The following is a 15,258-nucleotide window of genomic DNA, read 5'->3' as shown; positions in this document are numbered from 1 at the left end:
TTGTTCTGTTGCTTTGGCAGCCCGATATCGTCTAGAGCAATAAAGCTAATTTCTATTTGCGTCCACAACGACAGGAGACCGACATAGCCAGACTACCTGCTCCGCCGAGCCCGCCAAACCGCGATGGCCCGCGCGTCAATGAAGATATTCGTGTGCCCCAGGTCCGCTTGATCGACCAGGAGGGCGAAATGCTCGGTGTGATGAGCACGAGAGAGGCGCAGCGCCGCGCCGGCGAGGTTGGGCTCGACCTTGTCGAGATCAGTCCGAATGCTGATCCTCCTGTCTGTAAGCTGCTCGATTACGGCAAGTTCAAATACGAGCAGCAAAAGAAGAAAAACGAGGCGCGCAAGAAGCAGAAAGTGATCGAGATCAAAGAGATCAAGGTCCGCCCGAATATCGACGAGAACGATTATCAGGTGAAGCTGCGCGCCATGAAAAGCTTCATCGGCGAAGGCGACAAGGTCAAGGTCACGCTTCGTTTCCGTGGCCGAGAAATGGCTCATCAGGAGCTTGGTGTGAAGGTGCTGGAACGTATCCGTGTTGACATGGAGACGGATACCAAAGTCGAGCAGATGCCGAAGATGGAAAACCGGCAGATGATCATGGTGCTCAGCCCGCGCTGAGCACCCGGTCCGCATCATGCTGGGATTCGTGACGGGGCTGACCGCGGAAGCCAGCCTCCTGCATGGCATGGACGCAAAGGTCGCCGTTGGCGGTGGAACGCCGGAAGGGGCAACTCGTGCAGCGCGATCGCTGGCACGGGATAGCTCGGTTTCGGCGATCATCAGTTTCGGTCTTGCAGGCGGGCTGGATCCAGGTTCTGCGGCGGGCGACTTGCTCATCCCAAGGCGGATACTCGATGCTGCCGGCACTGCTTTTCCATGTGACAACCGGCTTGCGGACATGTTCGGCGGGGTGACCGCTGACGCCATGATCGGCGGCGGGAAGGTTGCCGTTACTCCCCAAGACAAGATGATGCTCTTCGCATCCACCGGTGCGGTCGCGATCGATCTCGAATCCGCGGCCGTTGCACGCGTTGCCCTGGAGCATGGCCTCGGGTTTGCCGTTCTGCGGGCTGTCGCCGATCCTGCCGGACGGCATCTGCCGCCGGCAGCGCTTCTCGCACTCGGCACGGATGGCCGTATCCAGCTTGGTCAGGTCGTGAGGAGTGTTTTGCGCCAGCCCGCCCAGATCCCGCAGCTGCTTGCGCTGGCCCGCGAGGCTGCCGCCGCGCGGCGCGCCCTGAAGCGCGCTTTGCAGGCTTACAGATCGAGCGTCAGCGCCACAGGGACGTGATCGGAACCGCGTTCCCAGTCTCGGGCATCCTGAAGAATGGCGTACCGGGTCAGCTTGCCTGACAGGTCCGCCGAAACCCAGATGTGATCCAGGCGCCGGCCACGGTTTGACGCTCGCCAATCCCGGTTCCGGTACGACCACCAGGTAAAAAGCTTCTGATCATCGGGCACAAAATGCCGGATGGCGTCGATGAAGCCTTCGCGCCGCCACGCGTTCAACCCTTCGGTTTCCGCAGCGGTATGACTGACGACGCCCAGCAATTGCTTGTGGCTCCAGACATCGTTTTCCAGCGGCGCGATGTTCAGATCCCCGACCAGGATTGCGCGGTGTGGGCGGTTGGCCGCGAAATGGGCACGGGTTTCGGCGATGAAATCCAGCTTGTGGCCGTATTTCGGGTTCTCCTCGCGGTCAGGAATGTCGCCACCGGCCGGAACATAGAAATTGTGCACCACAAGCGGTTCCGACCCGGTTTCGACCCGGGCGGCGAGGTGCCGGCAATCGGATTTCATGCACCAGTCGGGCGTCTCTTCGAGCGTCTCAAGCGGGAGCCGAGAGAGAATGGCGACACCGTTATAACCTTTCATGCCGCGCTTGAGCACGTGAGGCAGGCCAAGCGCGGCGCCCAAATCGTCGGGGAAGAGTTCGTCAGGTACTTTCGTTTCCTGCAGGCAGATGATGTCGGGCATCGCCAGTTCGTTCAGGCGGTGCAGCAGATCGCGGCGGAGCCTGACAGAATTGATGTTCCAGGTCGCAATGGTCAGTTGTGTCATGCGAGCGTGAATTCGAGCTGGCCGATACCGTCTATGACCCCGGCGATGCGATCGCCGCGGCGCAGTTGACCGACGCCATCCGGCGTTCCGGTGAAGATCAGGTCGCCGGGCATCAGTTCCACGAGGCTGGAGAGACAAGCGATGATATCGGCAACGGGCCATATCATGTCAGACAGGTCGCCGTTCTGACGCTGTTCGCCGTTGACGGTGAGGGAGATGCGGCCCGAAGCAGGATGACCAACGCGCGATGAGGGGGCAATTGGGCCGACCGGGGCGGAATGGTCGAACCCTTTGCTCATGTCCCATGGACGGCGAAGCGATTTTGCTTCGTCCTGAAGATCCCGGCGGGTGAGATCCACGCCCGCGGCATATCCGTAGACGTGATCAAGGGCGGCGCCGGGCGGAATATCCCTGCCGCCCGAGCCGAGAGCGACAACCAGTTCCATCTCGTGATGAAGGTTGTCCGTGGCGGAGGGGAAGGGAACGGAATCGCCCACGACGATCGCATCGGCGGGCTTTGTGAAGAAGAACGGCGGCTCGCGGTTTGGATCTCCGCCCATCTCGCGGGTGTGGGCGGCATAGTTTCGCCCGACGCAGAAAATCCGCCGGATTGGAAAATATCCTCCGCCAGCGACTGGCACGGCCGGTGTGGCTGGGGGGGCGATCACGAAGTCGAGCATGTCCGTTTCCTACTTTTCCTGCGAGCGATCAGCCTGCTTTATCCACTGCCGCACCGAAGCTTTCAAATATGCGGCGCGACGCTGCATCATGCTCGAAATCATATTCGGGGTGCCATTGCACACCGACGAGATAGCCCGCTCCCGTGCCGGTGACCGCTTCGATGGTGCCATCGGTTGCGCGAGCCTCTACCAGCAGGCCCGGAGCCAGCCGGTCTATCCCCTGATTGTGGAGGGAATTGACAGAAAGAGCTTCGCTTTTGACGATCCGCGCGAGCTGGCCACCGGAGCGCAAGATGACATGATGAGCTTTCCCGGTCCTGACCGGCCCGTGTGGCTGCATGGGTGTCGAGTGGTCGATTCTTCCCGGCAGGTCCTGCAGGCGCTGGTGCAGAGTGCCGCCGAGAGCAACGTTAAGCTCCTGAAGGCCACGACAGATTGCCAGGACCGGCAAGCCCCGTTCGATGGCACCGCGCACGAGGGGCAGCGTCACGAGGTCCCGCTCGGGGTCCTCGGGCGCATCTTCAGGCGGTTGCGGCGGTCCGCCATAGAATACGGCAGCGACGTTGCTGCGGCTGCCGGTCAGGATCAGTCCATCGAGCCGGTCCAGAAGCGTATCGATATGCGCCCGATCGCCGTTTGCTGGAATGAGCAGAGGCATTCCCCCAACCACGAGATCGACGGCGCGGACATAGGTATCCGACGCAGCGTGATTGACCATGCCGTAAATGCCAAAGAGCTTGCGGCAGCACGAAATGCCGATCAGTTTTGATGAGCGGGAGATCATGACCGGGTTGTCGCAAATCCGGCGTCCCCTGTCAGCATCGCTCTCCGGACTGCCAGAGTTGCACCCACAATGGCGGCCGTATCACGGGAGGTCAGTTCGAATTGAAGCCCGGGATGAACTCGAATGTCTTGTCGGGGAAGGGGGGGGCTTTTTTAAGGTCATATAAGCTGACTTGAGTAACGCGATCCTGGGCGTCGGTGATCCGCCATTGCCGCAATTCGATCGGATTGGTGGAGAATACGAGGGTGATATGCCCCTGAGATTCCTTCCCGACCCTTGCCAAGGTGACCTGGATCTCACCGGGCGGGGTGGTCACCCGCAGCAATTTCACGTCACCGTCGAAACGGATGTGTTTTGACAGCAGAATGCCGAGCGGCGTGGAGGCCAGCGGGATATTGCTTGTCTGGTTCAGTTCGGGATCGTGATAGACAAGCAAGCCAAAGCCGGCAACCAGGAGTTGTGGATTCGGCTTGTCGTATTGGAACCGCATTTTGCCGGGACGCTGGACAATCGCAGTGCCCGTGCGAACTGATCCGTCAGGGCCAACCTGCATGAAGTGCGCGGTTACGGTTTTCAGGCCATTCAGATAAGTCAGAACTGCCGTAAGGGTTTTTTGCGTATGGTCCGGCAGTGCCGTTGCTGCGTGCGCTTGGATGCCTGACGCGGTGAGGAAGGCAACAGCAAAGCCTAATAGCCCGCGCCGATGGATCATCTAATTCCACTCTTCCACTCAGTTGGGTGCCGCCGAACAGCGGTTGGTTTGCTCTGAATGTCGTGGTTCGTCCATCGCCAATTCACTCATCACCGAACGGATATCCCGCAAAAACGCTGAGCCCTTGGTTGTACGCTGAACCAGTACGCTACGACGGTCGGCTGGATCAACCTTCCTGCGGGCAAGGTCAAGATCGGACAGCCGGTCGAGGGCGCGCGTGATTGCCGGCTTTGAAACATTCAGTTGGTTCGCGAGGCCACGCACGGTGTGAGCGTCTTCATCGAGATAGCAGGTGAGAAAAACACCGAGCTGACGGGCCGATAGATCGACGCCTTCGCGCCTGACGAGAGCGACGATCGTGTCACGGAAAATCTCCACCAGTCCTTCTGCATCCATACGCTGTCGCATGACACAATCTCCTTCCGGCTACCCGGCATTCTGATCACCAGAAGACACTGGCGTTGCATCGTCTAGCTTGAACTTTCGTTACGAAAGATCACATCGATGTTCGCCAACTTTCCAGCAGGTTGATCGAAGGTCAAGTGTGAACGTCGAAGTTAATTCTCAAGATATTGAAACATGAAAACATTGCAATTCCGTTGCTGTATATTATTTAATTACCTACAAATTATTAGGATCGTTCGCTAACCGATATACTGGCCAAATATTCAATAGCGCCAACCGTCGCCATTAGCGACTGGGCTTCTCCTCCTTCCGGTTTTCCCGGTGTAGTTGAATCGTTCCACGCATAGGTATCGATATGAGCCCAGGCTATGCCTGCGGGGACAAAGCGTTTGAGGAAGAGAGCCGCCACGATTGCTCCGGAGAAGGGTTTCGGTGCAACCGTATTCATGTCGGCGATTTTGCTGTGCAGCCACGACTCGTAGCCATGCCAAAGGGGCAACTGCCACAAAGGGTCATGTGCAGCAGTACCGGAGGCAATCAATGCATCCGCGAGCCTGTCGTCATTCGCGAAAAGTGCGGGCAATTCAGGCCCGAGTGCGACACGCGCGGCTCCTGTCAGCGTTGCAAAATCGATCAGCCAGTCCGGTTTTGCATCCGCCGCATCGGTTAGCATATCCGCCAGGACCAGCCTGCCCTCTGCATCGGTGTTTCCAACCTCCACAGTTAGGCCTGCCCGTGTGGCCAGTACGTCCAACGGACGCATGGCGTGTCCTGAAACACTATTTTCAACGCATCCGATCCGTACTTCGAGCCTCACCGGGAGGTCGAGCGCCATGATGGCCTGCGCGACGCCCAGGGTTATTGCTGCGCCACCCATGTCCTTTTTCATGCGCAACATCGCCGCGCTGGGCTTGAGATCGTAGCCGCCCGAATCGAAACACACGCCCTTGCCGCAAAGTGAGATCAAGGGATGCGAAGGGTTCTCCCCCCAACTGAATTGGAGGATTTCCGGCTTGCGGTCCGACCCTGCCCCCACAGCGTGGAGTGCGGGGTAGCCGCTTGCAAGTTCAGCGCCGCGAATCCGCCTGGATCGCGCGCCATGGCGCCTCGCCAGCGCTTCCCCCGCGTCGGCGAGTTCCGCAGGCCCCAGATGATTGGCTGGCATGTTGACGAGATCCCGGGCGAAACAAACCGCCTCGGCAAGACGCTTGGCCCGGTCTGGCGCGTTCTGTACGCTAATGTGTGGTAGCTTCGCGTCTGGCTTGCGGAAGCGGTCGAATCGGTATGCGCCTAGCGTGATGCCGAGATATGCCTCGCCGGGATCATAACTCCCAGGCAATAGGGTCCAGTCGATACCGTTCGGCAGTTTCTTGTGCAGGTCGCCAAATGTTGCCGGACCCGGATGGTCACCAAGCCCCAAGACGGCTCGCGATATCCCCTCCGGGCTTGGCAGCAACACGACGGATGCGGCCTTGCCCGAGAAATCATGCGCACGCAGATAGGCAGCTTCCGTTTCATTCAGGTCGGTGAGGAAATGTTCGATTTCCCCAGGTCTCAGCGCATGGACCGGAAGGCTTGAACGCGAGTTGATATCTGTCGAATTGGGCTGGGCGGGCATAAGAGGCTCCTCGATGCGCAACGGGCTGTCATGATATCACTATCGACAATCGGGACTTTACCGCGGTTTGGATGCGATACTTTCCGATAGCTGGTGATCCCTTTTGGCATTGTATCATCCCATCCCGGCAAAATCTTTGAACGGCTGTATCGCAAGTTGTCCACGCGTATAGACGTGGCAAATCGGTTTTGTTCAATTGTTTACAGGAGTTCGCCATGTTGTTTTGATTTGAAAGATTAGTCTGCAATATCAGTCGCTTATCTGTCCGATCCCGGGTTGCCATAAAATTCCCCGGCCGACTTGACTATCGCTTGAAGCCAAGAGGCTTCGAATTCGTTCACAGAGTTATCCACAGTCTAGCCGCACTGACAGGCCACCATAATGCCCGATCCTCAAACGCCCCCCAAAGGGGTCGATATCATTGCGGCCGCTCTGGGGTCGCTGCCGGCAGCGCCGGGCGTCTACCGGATGCTCGATTGCGACGGTAGTGCCCTCTACGTGGGCAAGGCCCGCAGCCTGAAGAGACGTGTGACGACCTACACGCAGGTCGCCCGGTTGCCGGAGCGGCTGCGGCGCATGGTTTCGGAGACTGTGAGCGTCGAGATCATCACGACGCACACGGAGGCCGAGGCTTTGCTTCTCGAAGCAAATCTCATCAAAAAGCTGCGTCCGAAGTTCAATATCCTGCTTCGAGACGACAAGTCCTATCCGTGGCTGATGATCACCGAGGAGGGCGAGTTTCCCCAACTCGTCAAGCACAGAGGTGCTCGGACGCGAAAGGGGCGGTATTGGGGACCATTTGCCTCCGCCTGGTCTGTGAACCAGACAATCCAGGCGCTGCAGCGGGTGTTTCTGCTTCGCACATGCGCAGACTCCGTTTTCGCCAACCGCTCCCGACCCTGCCTGCTTTATCAGATCAAACGATGCTCCGCCCCATGCGTCGGGCGCATAGACGCCGAGGCCTATGGTGCGCTGGTGCGGCAGGCGAGCGATTTTCTCTCAGGCCGCGCCGGTACAGTTCAGCGTGATCTGGCTGCGGAAATGCAGGCAGCGTCTGAGTCCATGGAGTATGAGAGGGCCGCTGCAATCCGGGATCGAATTCGCGGTCTTGCACATATAAGCGGTGACGATGTGATCAACCCCGAAACGGTTGGGGATGCCGATGTCATCGCAATCCATCAGGCTGCAGGCCAGTCTTGTGTCCAGGTCTTTTTCATCCGTGGCGGACGAAACTACGGGAATCGAAGTTTCTTTCCCACTCATGCTCAGGGGGCAGTCGCTGGTGACGTGATCGGTGCGTTTATCACCCAGTTCTATGACGACAAGGTTCCGCCGCCTCTGATCCTGCTCAGCACTGCCGTTACCCAGGCGGCACTGCTGCGGGACGCTCTCAGCCTCAAGGCAGGGCATAAGGTCGAGATGGCTGTCCCCCAACGCGGGGAGAAGCGGCAGGTTGTCGATCATGCCGCCACCAATGCCCGCGAAGCCCTGGAACGAAAGCTCGCCGAATCTGCTGGCCAGGAAAAGCTCCTGTCCGCCACGGCTTCGTTGTTCGGGCTTGAGGCTTCGCCGCAGCGCATCGAGATCTACGACAACTCGCATATCATGGGCACCAATGCCTATGGCGTGATGGTCGTTGCCGGGCCTGAAGGGTTCGTGAAGTCAGCCTACCGGCGTTTCGCAATCAAGGGGCCCGTCACGCCCGGAGATGACTTTGCCATGATGCGGGAAGTTCTGACGCGTCGCTTCGCACGCGCGCAGGCAGATGATCCGCTGCGTGAAGAAGGCTCCTGGCCGGATCTGGTCGTCATCGATGGTGGCCAGGGACAACTCTCGTCGGCGTGCGCTGTGCTCGATGAACTCGGTATCGTCGATATTCCGCTTGTAGCGATTGCCAAGGGACCGGACAGGGATGCCGGGCGTGAGTGGTTTCATTTGCCGGAGCGTGCCCCGTTTCAACTGCCGCCGCGCCATCCCGTACTCTATTTCCTGCAAAGGTTGAGAGACGAGGCGCATCGGTATGCAATCACGACCCATAGAGCCGGAAGGAGCCGCAAAATAACGACAAGCGAACTCGACGGTATTCCTGGTATTGGCGCAGCCCGCAAACGCGCCCTGCTTAATCATTTTGGGTCCGCAAGAGGCGTTCGCCAGGCAGGCTTGAAAGATCTCGAGGCAGTGGCGGGGATCAATCGCGCAACTGCTCGACTGATTTATGGGTATTTCAACCCGGATGCCCAGTTGCCTGGCACCATCCTCAGGGGGGCAAAAATTAATGAAACATAAATTTTATATAGACTCAACTTAAAGTTTAATATATACACAATCTCAGGATTAAATAGCTGTTCGGCTGATTCTTGAGGGGCGAAGATGTCTGACACGATTACCGGGAGCCAGGCGACAGAGATCTCGCTCTCATCAACTCAGTATGCTGACCCGGTTACAGTAACGGGCAATTTTGCCGTGGCATCGGGAAACGCGATTGTCGCACCGGCGGTGTGGACCATTGATGTCGCGGGGAGTCTCGTGGCGCCGTCTGGCGAAGGTATCGTTCTGTATGAAGGCGGCCAGATCGATAATTCAGGACTGATTTCTGGAGCGTTTGGCGCAATACAATCCACAACGGGTCGCGCTTTTGGCATTCAGAATAATGCACTGGCCACGATAGTCAGTTCAAGCTCGATTGCGGTCAAATTGAGTGGCGATGTAACGGGCAGTTCGCTTCTGAATGCAGGCATGATTACTGCCGGAAGCGGTGGCATTGGACTGGAGATTGGAGCGGCAAGCGCGATAAATCTTGTTGGAGCCCTGATACAGGGGGGTAGCGTCGGTGTAGAACTCAATAATGTCGCTGAATTGACCAATCTGGGGACAATTGACGGAGCGACAGGCATTCTGGTGCCAAGTGGCCAGAATTATGTTGATATTATTCAAGGAGGTATGGTCAGTGCAAGCTCGGGGGCTGCCATATCCTTTGCTTCAGGTGTTGCGGCAACCCCGACAGATACATTGACAATTTTGCCCGGCGCCACCTTTGATGGCCTTGTCTATGGCGGATCGGTTGCCGATCTCGTGTTTGGTGGGAACGTTGCCGGAACATTTTCCGATCCATTGGCGGAATTTCTACAATTCAGCACCGTTTCGATTGCTGCAGGCGCAAATTGGCAGTTTTCTGGCAGCTCGACCATTTCGGCCCCATTTGTAAATGATGGAACGATAGTTATTTCATCAGGAACAAATTTAGATTTTAATACTATCGCATCTGGTACTGGTATTATCGATCTGGCTGGTGGAAATGTTACTTTTTCAAATAATGTTACCTCTGGAATGTTAATAGATTTTACAGGTTCAGGTTCAAATATCGTTTTAAACCAGGCGCACCCGTTTTCCGGTACTATTGGAGGGTTCTCTGCCGGCGATACAATTGACATAACGGGTTACGGACAGACCCAGCAGGTCAGCGGTTCTGTGACAGGCAATGTTCTGACACTCAACGATGGGCAAACGCCGTACCAGATTACATTCTCAACAGCGCCGGGTTCACTGGCCGTCCAGGCTGTCAGTGGGACCAATCCGAAAACCGTAGAGATCGTTGTTCCATGTTTCAGGCAAGGCACCCGGCTGTTGACCCCGGACGGATTGCGGCTAGTGGAAACCTTGTGCGAAGGGGACCACGTCATTACCCGTACCGGAGATCGTCACAAGATTATCTGGCATGGACAGCGGCGGGTGGATTGCCGCAGGCACCGGTCGCCAGAGTTGGTCCTGCCGGTTCTGATCGAGAAGGATGCCTTCGGCTCTGGCCAACCATGCCGGGATCTTTATCTCTCACCGGACCATGCGATCTGGATTGATGGATACCTGATCGAGATCAAAAAATTGATCAATGGACTTTCGATACGACAGGTATCCGTGCCGAGTGTAACGTATCATCATATCGAGCTTGAAAATCATGATGTAATTTTGGCTGAAATGCTGCCGGTTGAGACTTACCTTGATTGTGGAAACCGGAACCAATTTTCTGATGGTATTAATTATATCACGTTGTTTGCTAACTTTAATCCTCCTTTTCGCGATCCGGTACACGTTTGCGCACCCGTAATCGACGGTGGGCCCCATCTCGCTCGCATCAGGACTGTTTTGCAATACCGGCTTGTCGCGCGCGGTTTTCGGCAGATACCGGGCCATTTCCAAGTCTGTGTAAGCGGCAAGGCTCTTGTGCCAGACAGCAGTGCCGCTCCAATGAGTGTGTATCGGTTGCCACATGGAACCCATAGGGTCGCGATCATATCCTCAACATCGCGCCCCGCTGAGTTGGACCCGGTCTCGCAGGATTGGCGCAAACTCGGGATAGCCATTGACCACGTAATGCTGGATTCGGCCCCGGTCGGCATGCTTGCCGGATTGTTCGAATCCGGATTTCACGATCCTGAGAATATTGGGCCTGATTGTTTCAGATGGACGGACGGGGCGGCTCTGCTGAATGTTCGTGGCGCGAAAGCGCTGGCCTTTCACGTCACGGCTGTTGCACCGTTATGGGATCCTTCCGGAGTTTGTTGCCAGTCTTCGCCGCAGCGTCATGCCGCAACGTTGCGTTCCGGATAACCTGCTTCAGTCCCAGCGCCGCCTGCTGTGCCGCCGCGGCAGCGACATCGCCCCAATACGGAGCCATTTCACTGCTCTTCAGGTCGTGTAGCTGGGATACCTTGCCGACGAAGTTGCCGCGCCGGTCTTTCACCGTCCAGTCAAGTTCGACCAGCTTGTTCTCGGTGTCCCGATTCGTCTTGTCGAGAGGGCTCACCCTCACGCGTCCGCTGACGAGAAAATCGGCGTCGGATTTATCTTTGACCATGACAATGCCCTGTCTTGGCAGAGTCCGCGAAAGATCGAGTTTCAGGGCGTGGTCGCCGTCGCCAGGTGCGCCGGTCACGCCGAGGAGCATCACCTGGGGGGGGCGATTTTCGAGAGAGGCTGGATTGCTTTGTTGCACGGAGGCGTTGATCGCAGCGAGTTGCCTGGCGAGGTGTGGTGCTGCCGACGTGGCAGCGTGGGCGATGGTTGCAGGATCGTCTTCTGCCCATCGGGTGGCATCAACGGGCTGGCCTGTCAGGTGGCCGTATATTTTGTGGTTCGGCCCGATGATTTTGAAGTCGGGCGTTGTCAGCCCCGCGGAAGTGGTTGCCGTCGCCAAAAGCTCCCAATCGTAGTTTCGCGGGGTGCGGACCATGGCCGGCACGTTCTGATCGTCCAGCGCATGGGCCAGAGCGTGAGCATAGGCTTTCGATCCATTGCTCCCGAGCAATGTCGCAGGGGAGGGGGGAATGACCAGAACCGGCGGCGGCGGTACCGCGAGGCGCGCCCCCTCCGCCCCTGGCTTGCCGAGCAGGGGTTGTGGCAGCGTCCCACATCCGGCCAGCAACAGTGTGAAAGCCATGCAGAGCAGGCGTTTCATGCACGCCTCATGATGATCGATATCTGATGTCCGCCCGCGCCCTCACCGCGCAGGGTCCGGCGACGATGTGAGAAATAGCCGGCTTCATCGGCCTGCGTGTCATGAGGAAGAATTATTGTCTGGACGCCGATCGCGGCAAGCCGCGCTGCACAGTAGCCGGGGAGATCGAATTGCCAGTGACCCGGTCTGCCATCTGCAAAAAAGCGCGTATCTTCAGTTGCACGGTCAAGCACAACCTGCCTCATGTCCGCTCCGACCTCGTAGCTTTCCTGGTGAATGCATGGGCCGATCGCTGCGGTTATTCCCTCAGCCCCGATCCCGCGCATCAGCTCTGCCGTCTCCTCAAGAATGCCGGCGACCGCGCCGCGCCATCCGGCATGAGCGGCGCCAACGATTTTGCCATCAGCGGAGCTGAACAGAACCGGGGCGCAATCTGCGGTGATGATGCCGAGGCCGAGCTCTGGCTGGTCGGTGACCATCGCATCCGCTTCGATCATCGCGGCCCCAGGTTCGGGGTTCAGGACGACCCGCGCGCCGTGCACCTGTTTCAGCCCGATCAGCCGGTGGGGCATTCCGCCGATGGCGCGCATGGCGCGGGACCGGTTTTCGGCGACGTTCAGGGGATCGTCCTTGCCATATTGCCCGCAGTTCAGGCTGTCATATGCGCCCTCAGAGACGCCGCCTTGCCTGGAGAAAAAGCCATGGGGCGAGGCTAGCCCCGCAGTGATGAAAGGGATCATGACAAAAATCCGGGAAGTCGTTCAAATCCTCGTGGCGCCAGCGCCATGACACGAAAAAGGCTGCCCATCGCTTCCGGTGCGGTGAGGCGCTGTGTGGCTGCAAGCAGTCGCATTGCGTCGTCAGCCTTGGCGTGACGCCCCAGCTGGGCGGTGCGTTCATGAATGCCCATCGTAGCGAGAAAGGCGCCTTGAGACAGCGGTCCCTGGATATCGGCGCCGGCCTGACGGGCGATCATGGCCATGCGGGCGAAATCGACATGGGCGGTAAGATCGCTTCGGCCGGGATACGCGAGTGGATCCGCCGGCCTGCCGCTTTCAATCGCCTGCAGGGTTGCGCCAGCTCCCCCGCGATCATGGCCATAATCGATCAGCAGTGCGGCACCGCTCCGTTTTGCGATACGTGCGGCAAGATCGCGCACAAATGTGTCTCCGCCTTCGCTCCGCTCGATGATTGCGCCATCCGGCGCATCCGGCAGATCGAGATCGGTACTCATCTCGATGAAATCACCATCCGCCACGTATCGTTCATGCCAGGCGGAGCCACGCCTGACGAATTGGCGTATCGGCAGGGCATCAAGAAATTCATTCGCCACAAGCAGGATCGGCCGATCGGGAATCGTTGACAGATCCGGGTGGATCGTGGCCTGCGGGAGTTTCTGCCTTAGCAGGGCGATCAGTCGCGGTGACGTTTCGATGAGGTGGATTTCCGCGGCCCTAGTGAACGCCGGCACGGCGCGCCCGGCGGCGCGAAGCGCGTCCGCCATCAGGTGCCCGTTCCCGGGGCCGGCCTCGACCAGTGAGAATACAGCCGGGCGGCCGAGCATTCGCCAGGTGACAGCTGCCCAGAGGCCGATCAATTCACCAAAGATCTGGCTGATTTCGGGCGCTGTCGTGAAATCCCTGAATGGATCACATTCGGCGTAGTAGGCGGCGTTGGCCCGCGCCATGAAAGCGTCCAACCGCTCGATCATGCCCCGGCTGGAGCCGCCTTCGGGCGGGTGACATATTTCGCCCGCCAGATCATGGTCGCACCGATCACGATCATCGGGATGGAAAGCAACTGCCCCATGGTCAGCCCGAACATCAGATAACCCAGGAACCAGTCGGGCTGACGGAAGCCTTCGGCAACCGTTCGTGCGATGCCGTAGCCCATCACGAACATGCCGCCGAGATACCCGGGCTGGTTCCGGATACGCTCGTTGCGGGAGGCGATGAACAGGACGAGGAAGAGCACTAACCCTTCGAGCGTAGCCTCGATCAGTTCTGACGGATAGCGGGGAACGTCAGATCCCGATTCGGGATAGATGATGCGAAACGGAAACCAGGAGGGAGCAGGGCGGCCCCAGAGCTCGCCATTCACGAAGTTTGCAATCCGCCCGAGGAAGAGGCCGATTGGCACCGGCACGGCAACCCGGTCGCCAAACCGCCATGGATCGAGGCCGTTGCGCCCGCAATAGATCAGGATCGCAACCGCTACACCCAGCATTCCGCCATGAAAGCTCATCCCTCCATCCCACACCGCGTAGGTGCGGTTGAGGTGGTCGAGGAAATAAACCGGCTGGTAGAATACTATGTAGCCCAGCCGCCCACCCAGCACGACGCCGAGCGTTGCCCAGGACAGGAAATCGTCAACCTGTTCATGGGTCGCGACGACCGGCGCCTCCCGGACCAGCCGGCGCATCAGCCTCCAGCCAAGCACCAGAGCCGTGATGTAGGCCAGGGCGTAATAATGAACGGCGAACGGCCCGAACCGAACCAGGATCGGGTCGAAATGCGGCCAGACATAAACGTTTTTCATCGGTAAGGGTCCGGCTGACCGAGAAAGCGTTTTATGTAGGTTTCGATACCCTGTTCGAGCGTGGTGAACGTCATATCAAACCCTGCTGCGCGAAGGCGATCCATCCGCGCTTCGGTAAACGATTGATACTGGCCGACCAGGCTTTGAGGCATGGGGACAAATTCTATCCGTTCTGCAACGCCGCATGCGGCGCAGACGGCGCGGGCCAGGTCCGCATAGCTCCGCGCTTTCCCCGTGCCCAGATTGAACAGACCGCTGACGTTGGGGTGCGCAAGCAGGAAGCCAATCGCCGCGACAACGTCATCCACCCAGATGAAATCCCGGGCCTGCTCGCCATCGGCAATCTCGGCCCTGTCAGACCGGAACAGGCGCGCGGGTTCCCCCGCCGCGATTTCGTCGTACTTGACCTTGATGACCGAGATCATGCGGCCTTTGTGATATTCGTTCGGGCCGTAGACATTGAAGAACTTCAATCCCGCCCAGTGGGGCGGGCGCGGCCGGCCTGCGGCGCATTCGCCAGCAACCCAAAGATCGAATGCATGTTTCGACCAGCCGTATAAATTCATCGGCCGCAATCTGCGGAGCGCCTCGATGTCGTTGTCATCATCAAAGCCGAATGAACCGTCGCCATAAGTGGACGCCGAGGAAGCATAGATGAAAGGACGCTGTTGCGCGGCACACCAATGCCAGAGCATCTGGCTGAGCACGACGTTCGAGCGCCATACAAGGTCGCCGTCCGTTGCCGTGGTCTCGCTGATCGCGCCGAGATGGACAACCGCGTCAATCGGCGGATCGCTGGCGAGAAAATTTTCCAGATTGTCCGGATCAACGATGGCCGAGGGAGGATGGGCCCGGAGATTACGCCATTTGCCGTTTGCACGTAGCCGGTCGACGATGACGGTTTCCCGACCGCTTCTGTGCAATTCCGCATGGAGATTGGAGCCGATGAAGCCAGCTCCGCCCGTGACCAGTATCATGGACGTGGTTATAGTGGGCATATGAT

At 58.5% G+C, this 15,258-nt stretch carries 15 protein-coding genes; 4 read left to right on the top strand and 11 right to left on the bottom strand.

Going from position 1 to position 15,258, the window contains the following annotated elements; all coding sequences use genetic code 11:
- Positions 1-83 precede the first annotated feature (83 nt).
- Together infC and HUW10_RS06155 are read left to right on the top strand one after the other, a co-directional pair.
- Positions 84-623 carry a translation initiation factor IF-3 gene (gene infC, locus HUW10_RS06160; RefSeq protein ID WP_174504769.1) on the top strand — a complete coding sequence of 180 codons (540 nt, stop codon included), beginning with the start codon at positions 84-86 and terminating at the stop codon, positions 621-623.
- Between the two features lie 16 nt (positions 624-639).
- Entirely contained in the window at positions 640-1,296 is a 657-nt protein-coding gene (locus HUW10_RS06155) for a phosphorylase (RefSeq protein WP_174502700.1), read from the top strand.
- Here HUW10_RS06155 and HUW10_RS06150 read toward each other — a convergent pair.
- The 6 genes from HUW10_RS06150 to HUW10_RS06125 form a co-directional block, all read right to left on the bottom strand.
- Positions 1,263-2,066, bottom strand: coding sequence for an exodeoxyribonuclease III (locus HUW10_RS06150; RefSeq protein ID WP_174502699.1), 804 nt, complete (start codon positions 2,064-2,066; stop codon positions 1,263-1,265). The two genes, HUW10_RS06155 and HUW10_RS06150, sit on opposite strands and share 34 nt — an antisense overlap.
- Positions 2,063-2,746: a fumarylacetoacetate hydrolase family protein gene (locus HUW10_RS06145; protein WP_174502698.1), complete on the bottom strand. Its 684-nt coding sequence runs from the start codon at positions 2,744-2,746 to the stop codon at positions 2,063-2,065. Before HUW10_RS06145 ends, HUW10_RS06150 begins: the two co-directional genes overlap by 4 nt.
- 28 nt (positions 2,747-2,774) lie before the next feature.
- The gene (locus HUW10_RS06140) at positions 2,775-3,530 is read right to left on the bottom strand and encodes a gamma-glutamyl-gamma-aminobutyrate hydrolase family protein (RefSeq protein ID WP_174502697.1); all 756 of its coding nucleotides are present in this window, start codon (positions 3,528-3,530) and stop codon (positions 2,775-2,777) included.
- A 91-nt stretch (positions 3,531-3,621) separates the two neighbouring features.
- A complete protein-coding gene (locus HUW10_RS06135) occupies positions 3,622-4,242 on the bottom strand; it encodes an outer membrane lipoprotein carrier protein LolA (protein WP_174502696.1) in 621 nt (206 codons plus the stop codon).
- A gap of 18 nt (positions 4,243-4,260) precedes the next feature.
- Positions 4,261-4,650: a MarR family transcriptional regulator gene (locus tag HUW10_RS06130; protein ID WP_174502695.1), complete on the bottom strand. Its 390-nt coding sequence runs from the start codon at positions 4,648-4,650 to the stop codon at positions 4,261-4,263.
- A 223-nt stretch (positions 4,651-4,873) separates the two neighbouring features.
- Entirely contained in the window at positions 4,874-6,265 is a 1,392-nt protein-coding gene (locus HUW10_RS06125) for a M17 family metallopeptidase (RefSeq protein WP_174502694.1), read from the bottom strand.
- A 381-nt stretch (positions 6,266-6,646) separates the two neighbouring features.
- On the opposite strand from HUW10_RS06125, the gene uvrC reads away from it, so the two are divergent.
- Complete coding sequence (uvrC, locus tag HUW10_RS06120) at positions 6,647-8,551, top strand: excinuclease ABC subunit UvrC (RefSeq protein ID WP_174502693.1); 1,905 nt, start codon at positions 6,647-6,649, stop codon at positions 8,549-8,551.
- Between the two features lie 84 nt (positions 8,552-8,635).
- A complete protein-coding gene (locus tag HUW10_RS06115; protein WP_174502692.1) occupies positions 8,636-10,870 on the top strand; it encodes a Hint domain-containing protein in 2,235 nt (744 codons plus the stop codon).
- Here the strand turns inward: HUW10_RS06115 and HUW10_RS06110 are convergent.
- From HUW10_RS06110 to rfaD, 5 genes are read right to left on the bottom strand one after another with little or no spacing between them, the layout of a single operon-like run.
- Positions 10,782-11,717 (bottom strand): hypothetical protein, encoded by a 936-nt coding sequence (locus tag HUW10_RS06110; RefSeq protein ID WP_174502691.1) that lies wholly within the window; start codon positions 11,715-11,717, stop codon positions 10,782-10,784. The genes HUW10_RS06115 and HUW10_RS06110 overlap by 89 nt on opposite strands.
- A complete protein-coding gene (pgeF, locus tag HUW10_RS06105; RefSeq protein WP_174502690.1) occupies positions 11,714-12,457 on the bottom strand; it encodes a peptidoglycan editing factor PgeF in 744 nt (247 codons plus the stop codon). Before pgeF ends, HUW10_RS06110 begins: the two co-directional genes overlap by 4 nt.
- Positions 12,454-13,428, bottom strand: a complete 975-nt coding sequence (locus tag HUW10_RS06100) for a class I SAM-dependent methyltransferase (protein WP_174502689.1) — start codon at positions 13,426-13,428, stop codon at positions 12,454-12,456. The genes pgeF and HUW10_RS06100 overlap by 4 nt, the downstream gene beginning before the upstream one ends.
- Positions 13,425-14,255, bottom strand: a complete 831-nt coding sequence (gene lgt, locus HUW10_RS06095; RefSeq protein ID WP_174502688.1) for a prolipoprotein diacylglyceryl transferase — start codon at positions 14,253-14,255, stop codon at positions 13,425-13,427. The genes HUW10_RS06100 and lgt overlap by 4 nt, the downstream gene beginning before the upstream one ends.
- The gene (gene rfaD / locus HUW10_RS06090; RefSeq protein ID WP_174504768.1) at positions 14,252-15,232 is read right to left on the bottom strand and encodes an ADP-glyceromanno-heptose 6-epimerase; all 981 of its coding nucleotides are present in this window, start codon (positions 15,230-15,232) and stop codon (positions 14,252-14,254) included. The genes lgt and rfaD overlap by 4 nt, the downstream gene beginning before the upstream one ends.
- Positions 15,233-15,258 lie beyond the last annotated feature (26 nt).

Source organism: Acidiphilium sp. C61 (genome assembly GCF_905116885.1).
In the GTDB taxonomy this organism is placed as follows: domain Bacteria; phylum Pseudomonadota; class Alphaproteobacteria; order Acetobacterales; family Acetobacteraceae; genus Acidiphilium.
This window is presented reverse-complemented; position numbering and strand designations above follow the sequence as displayed.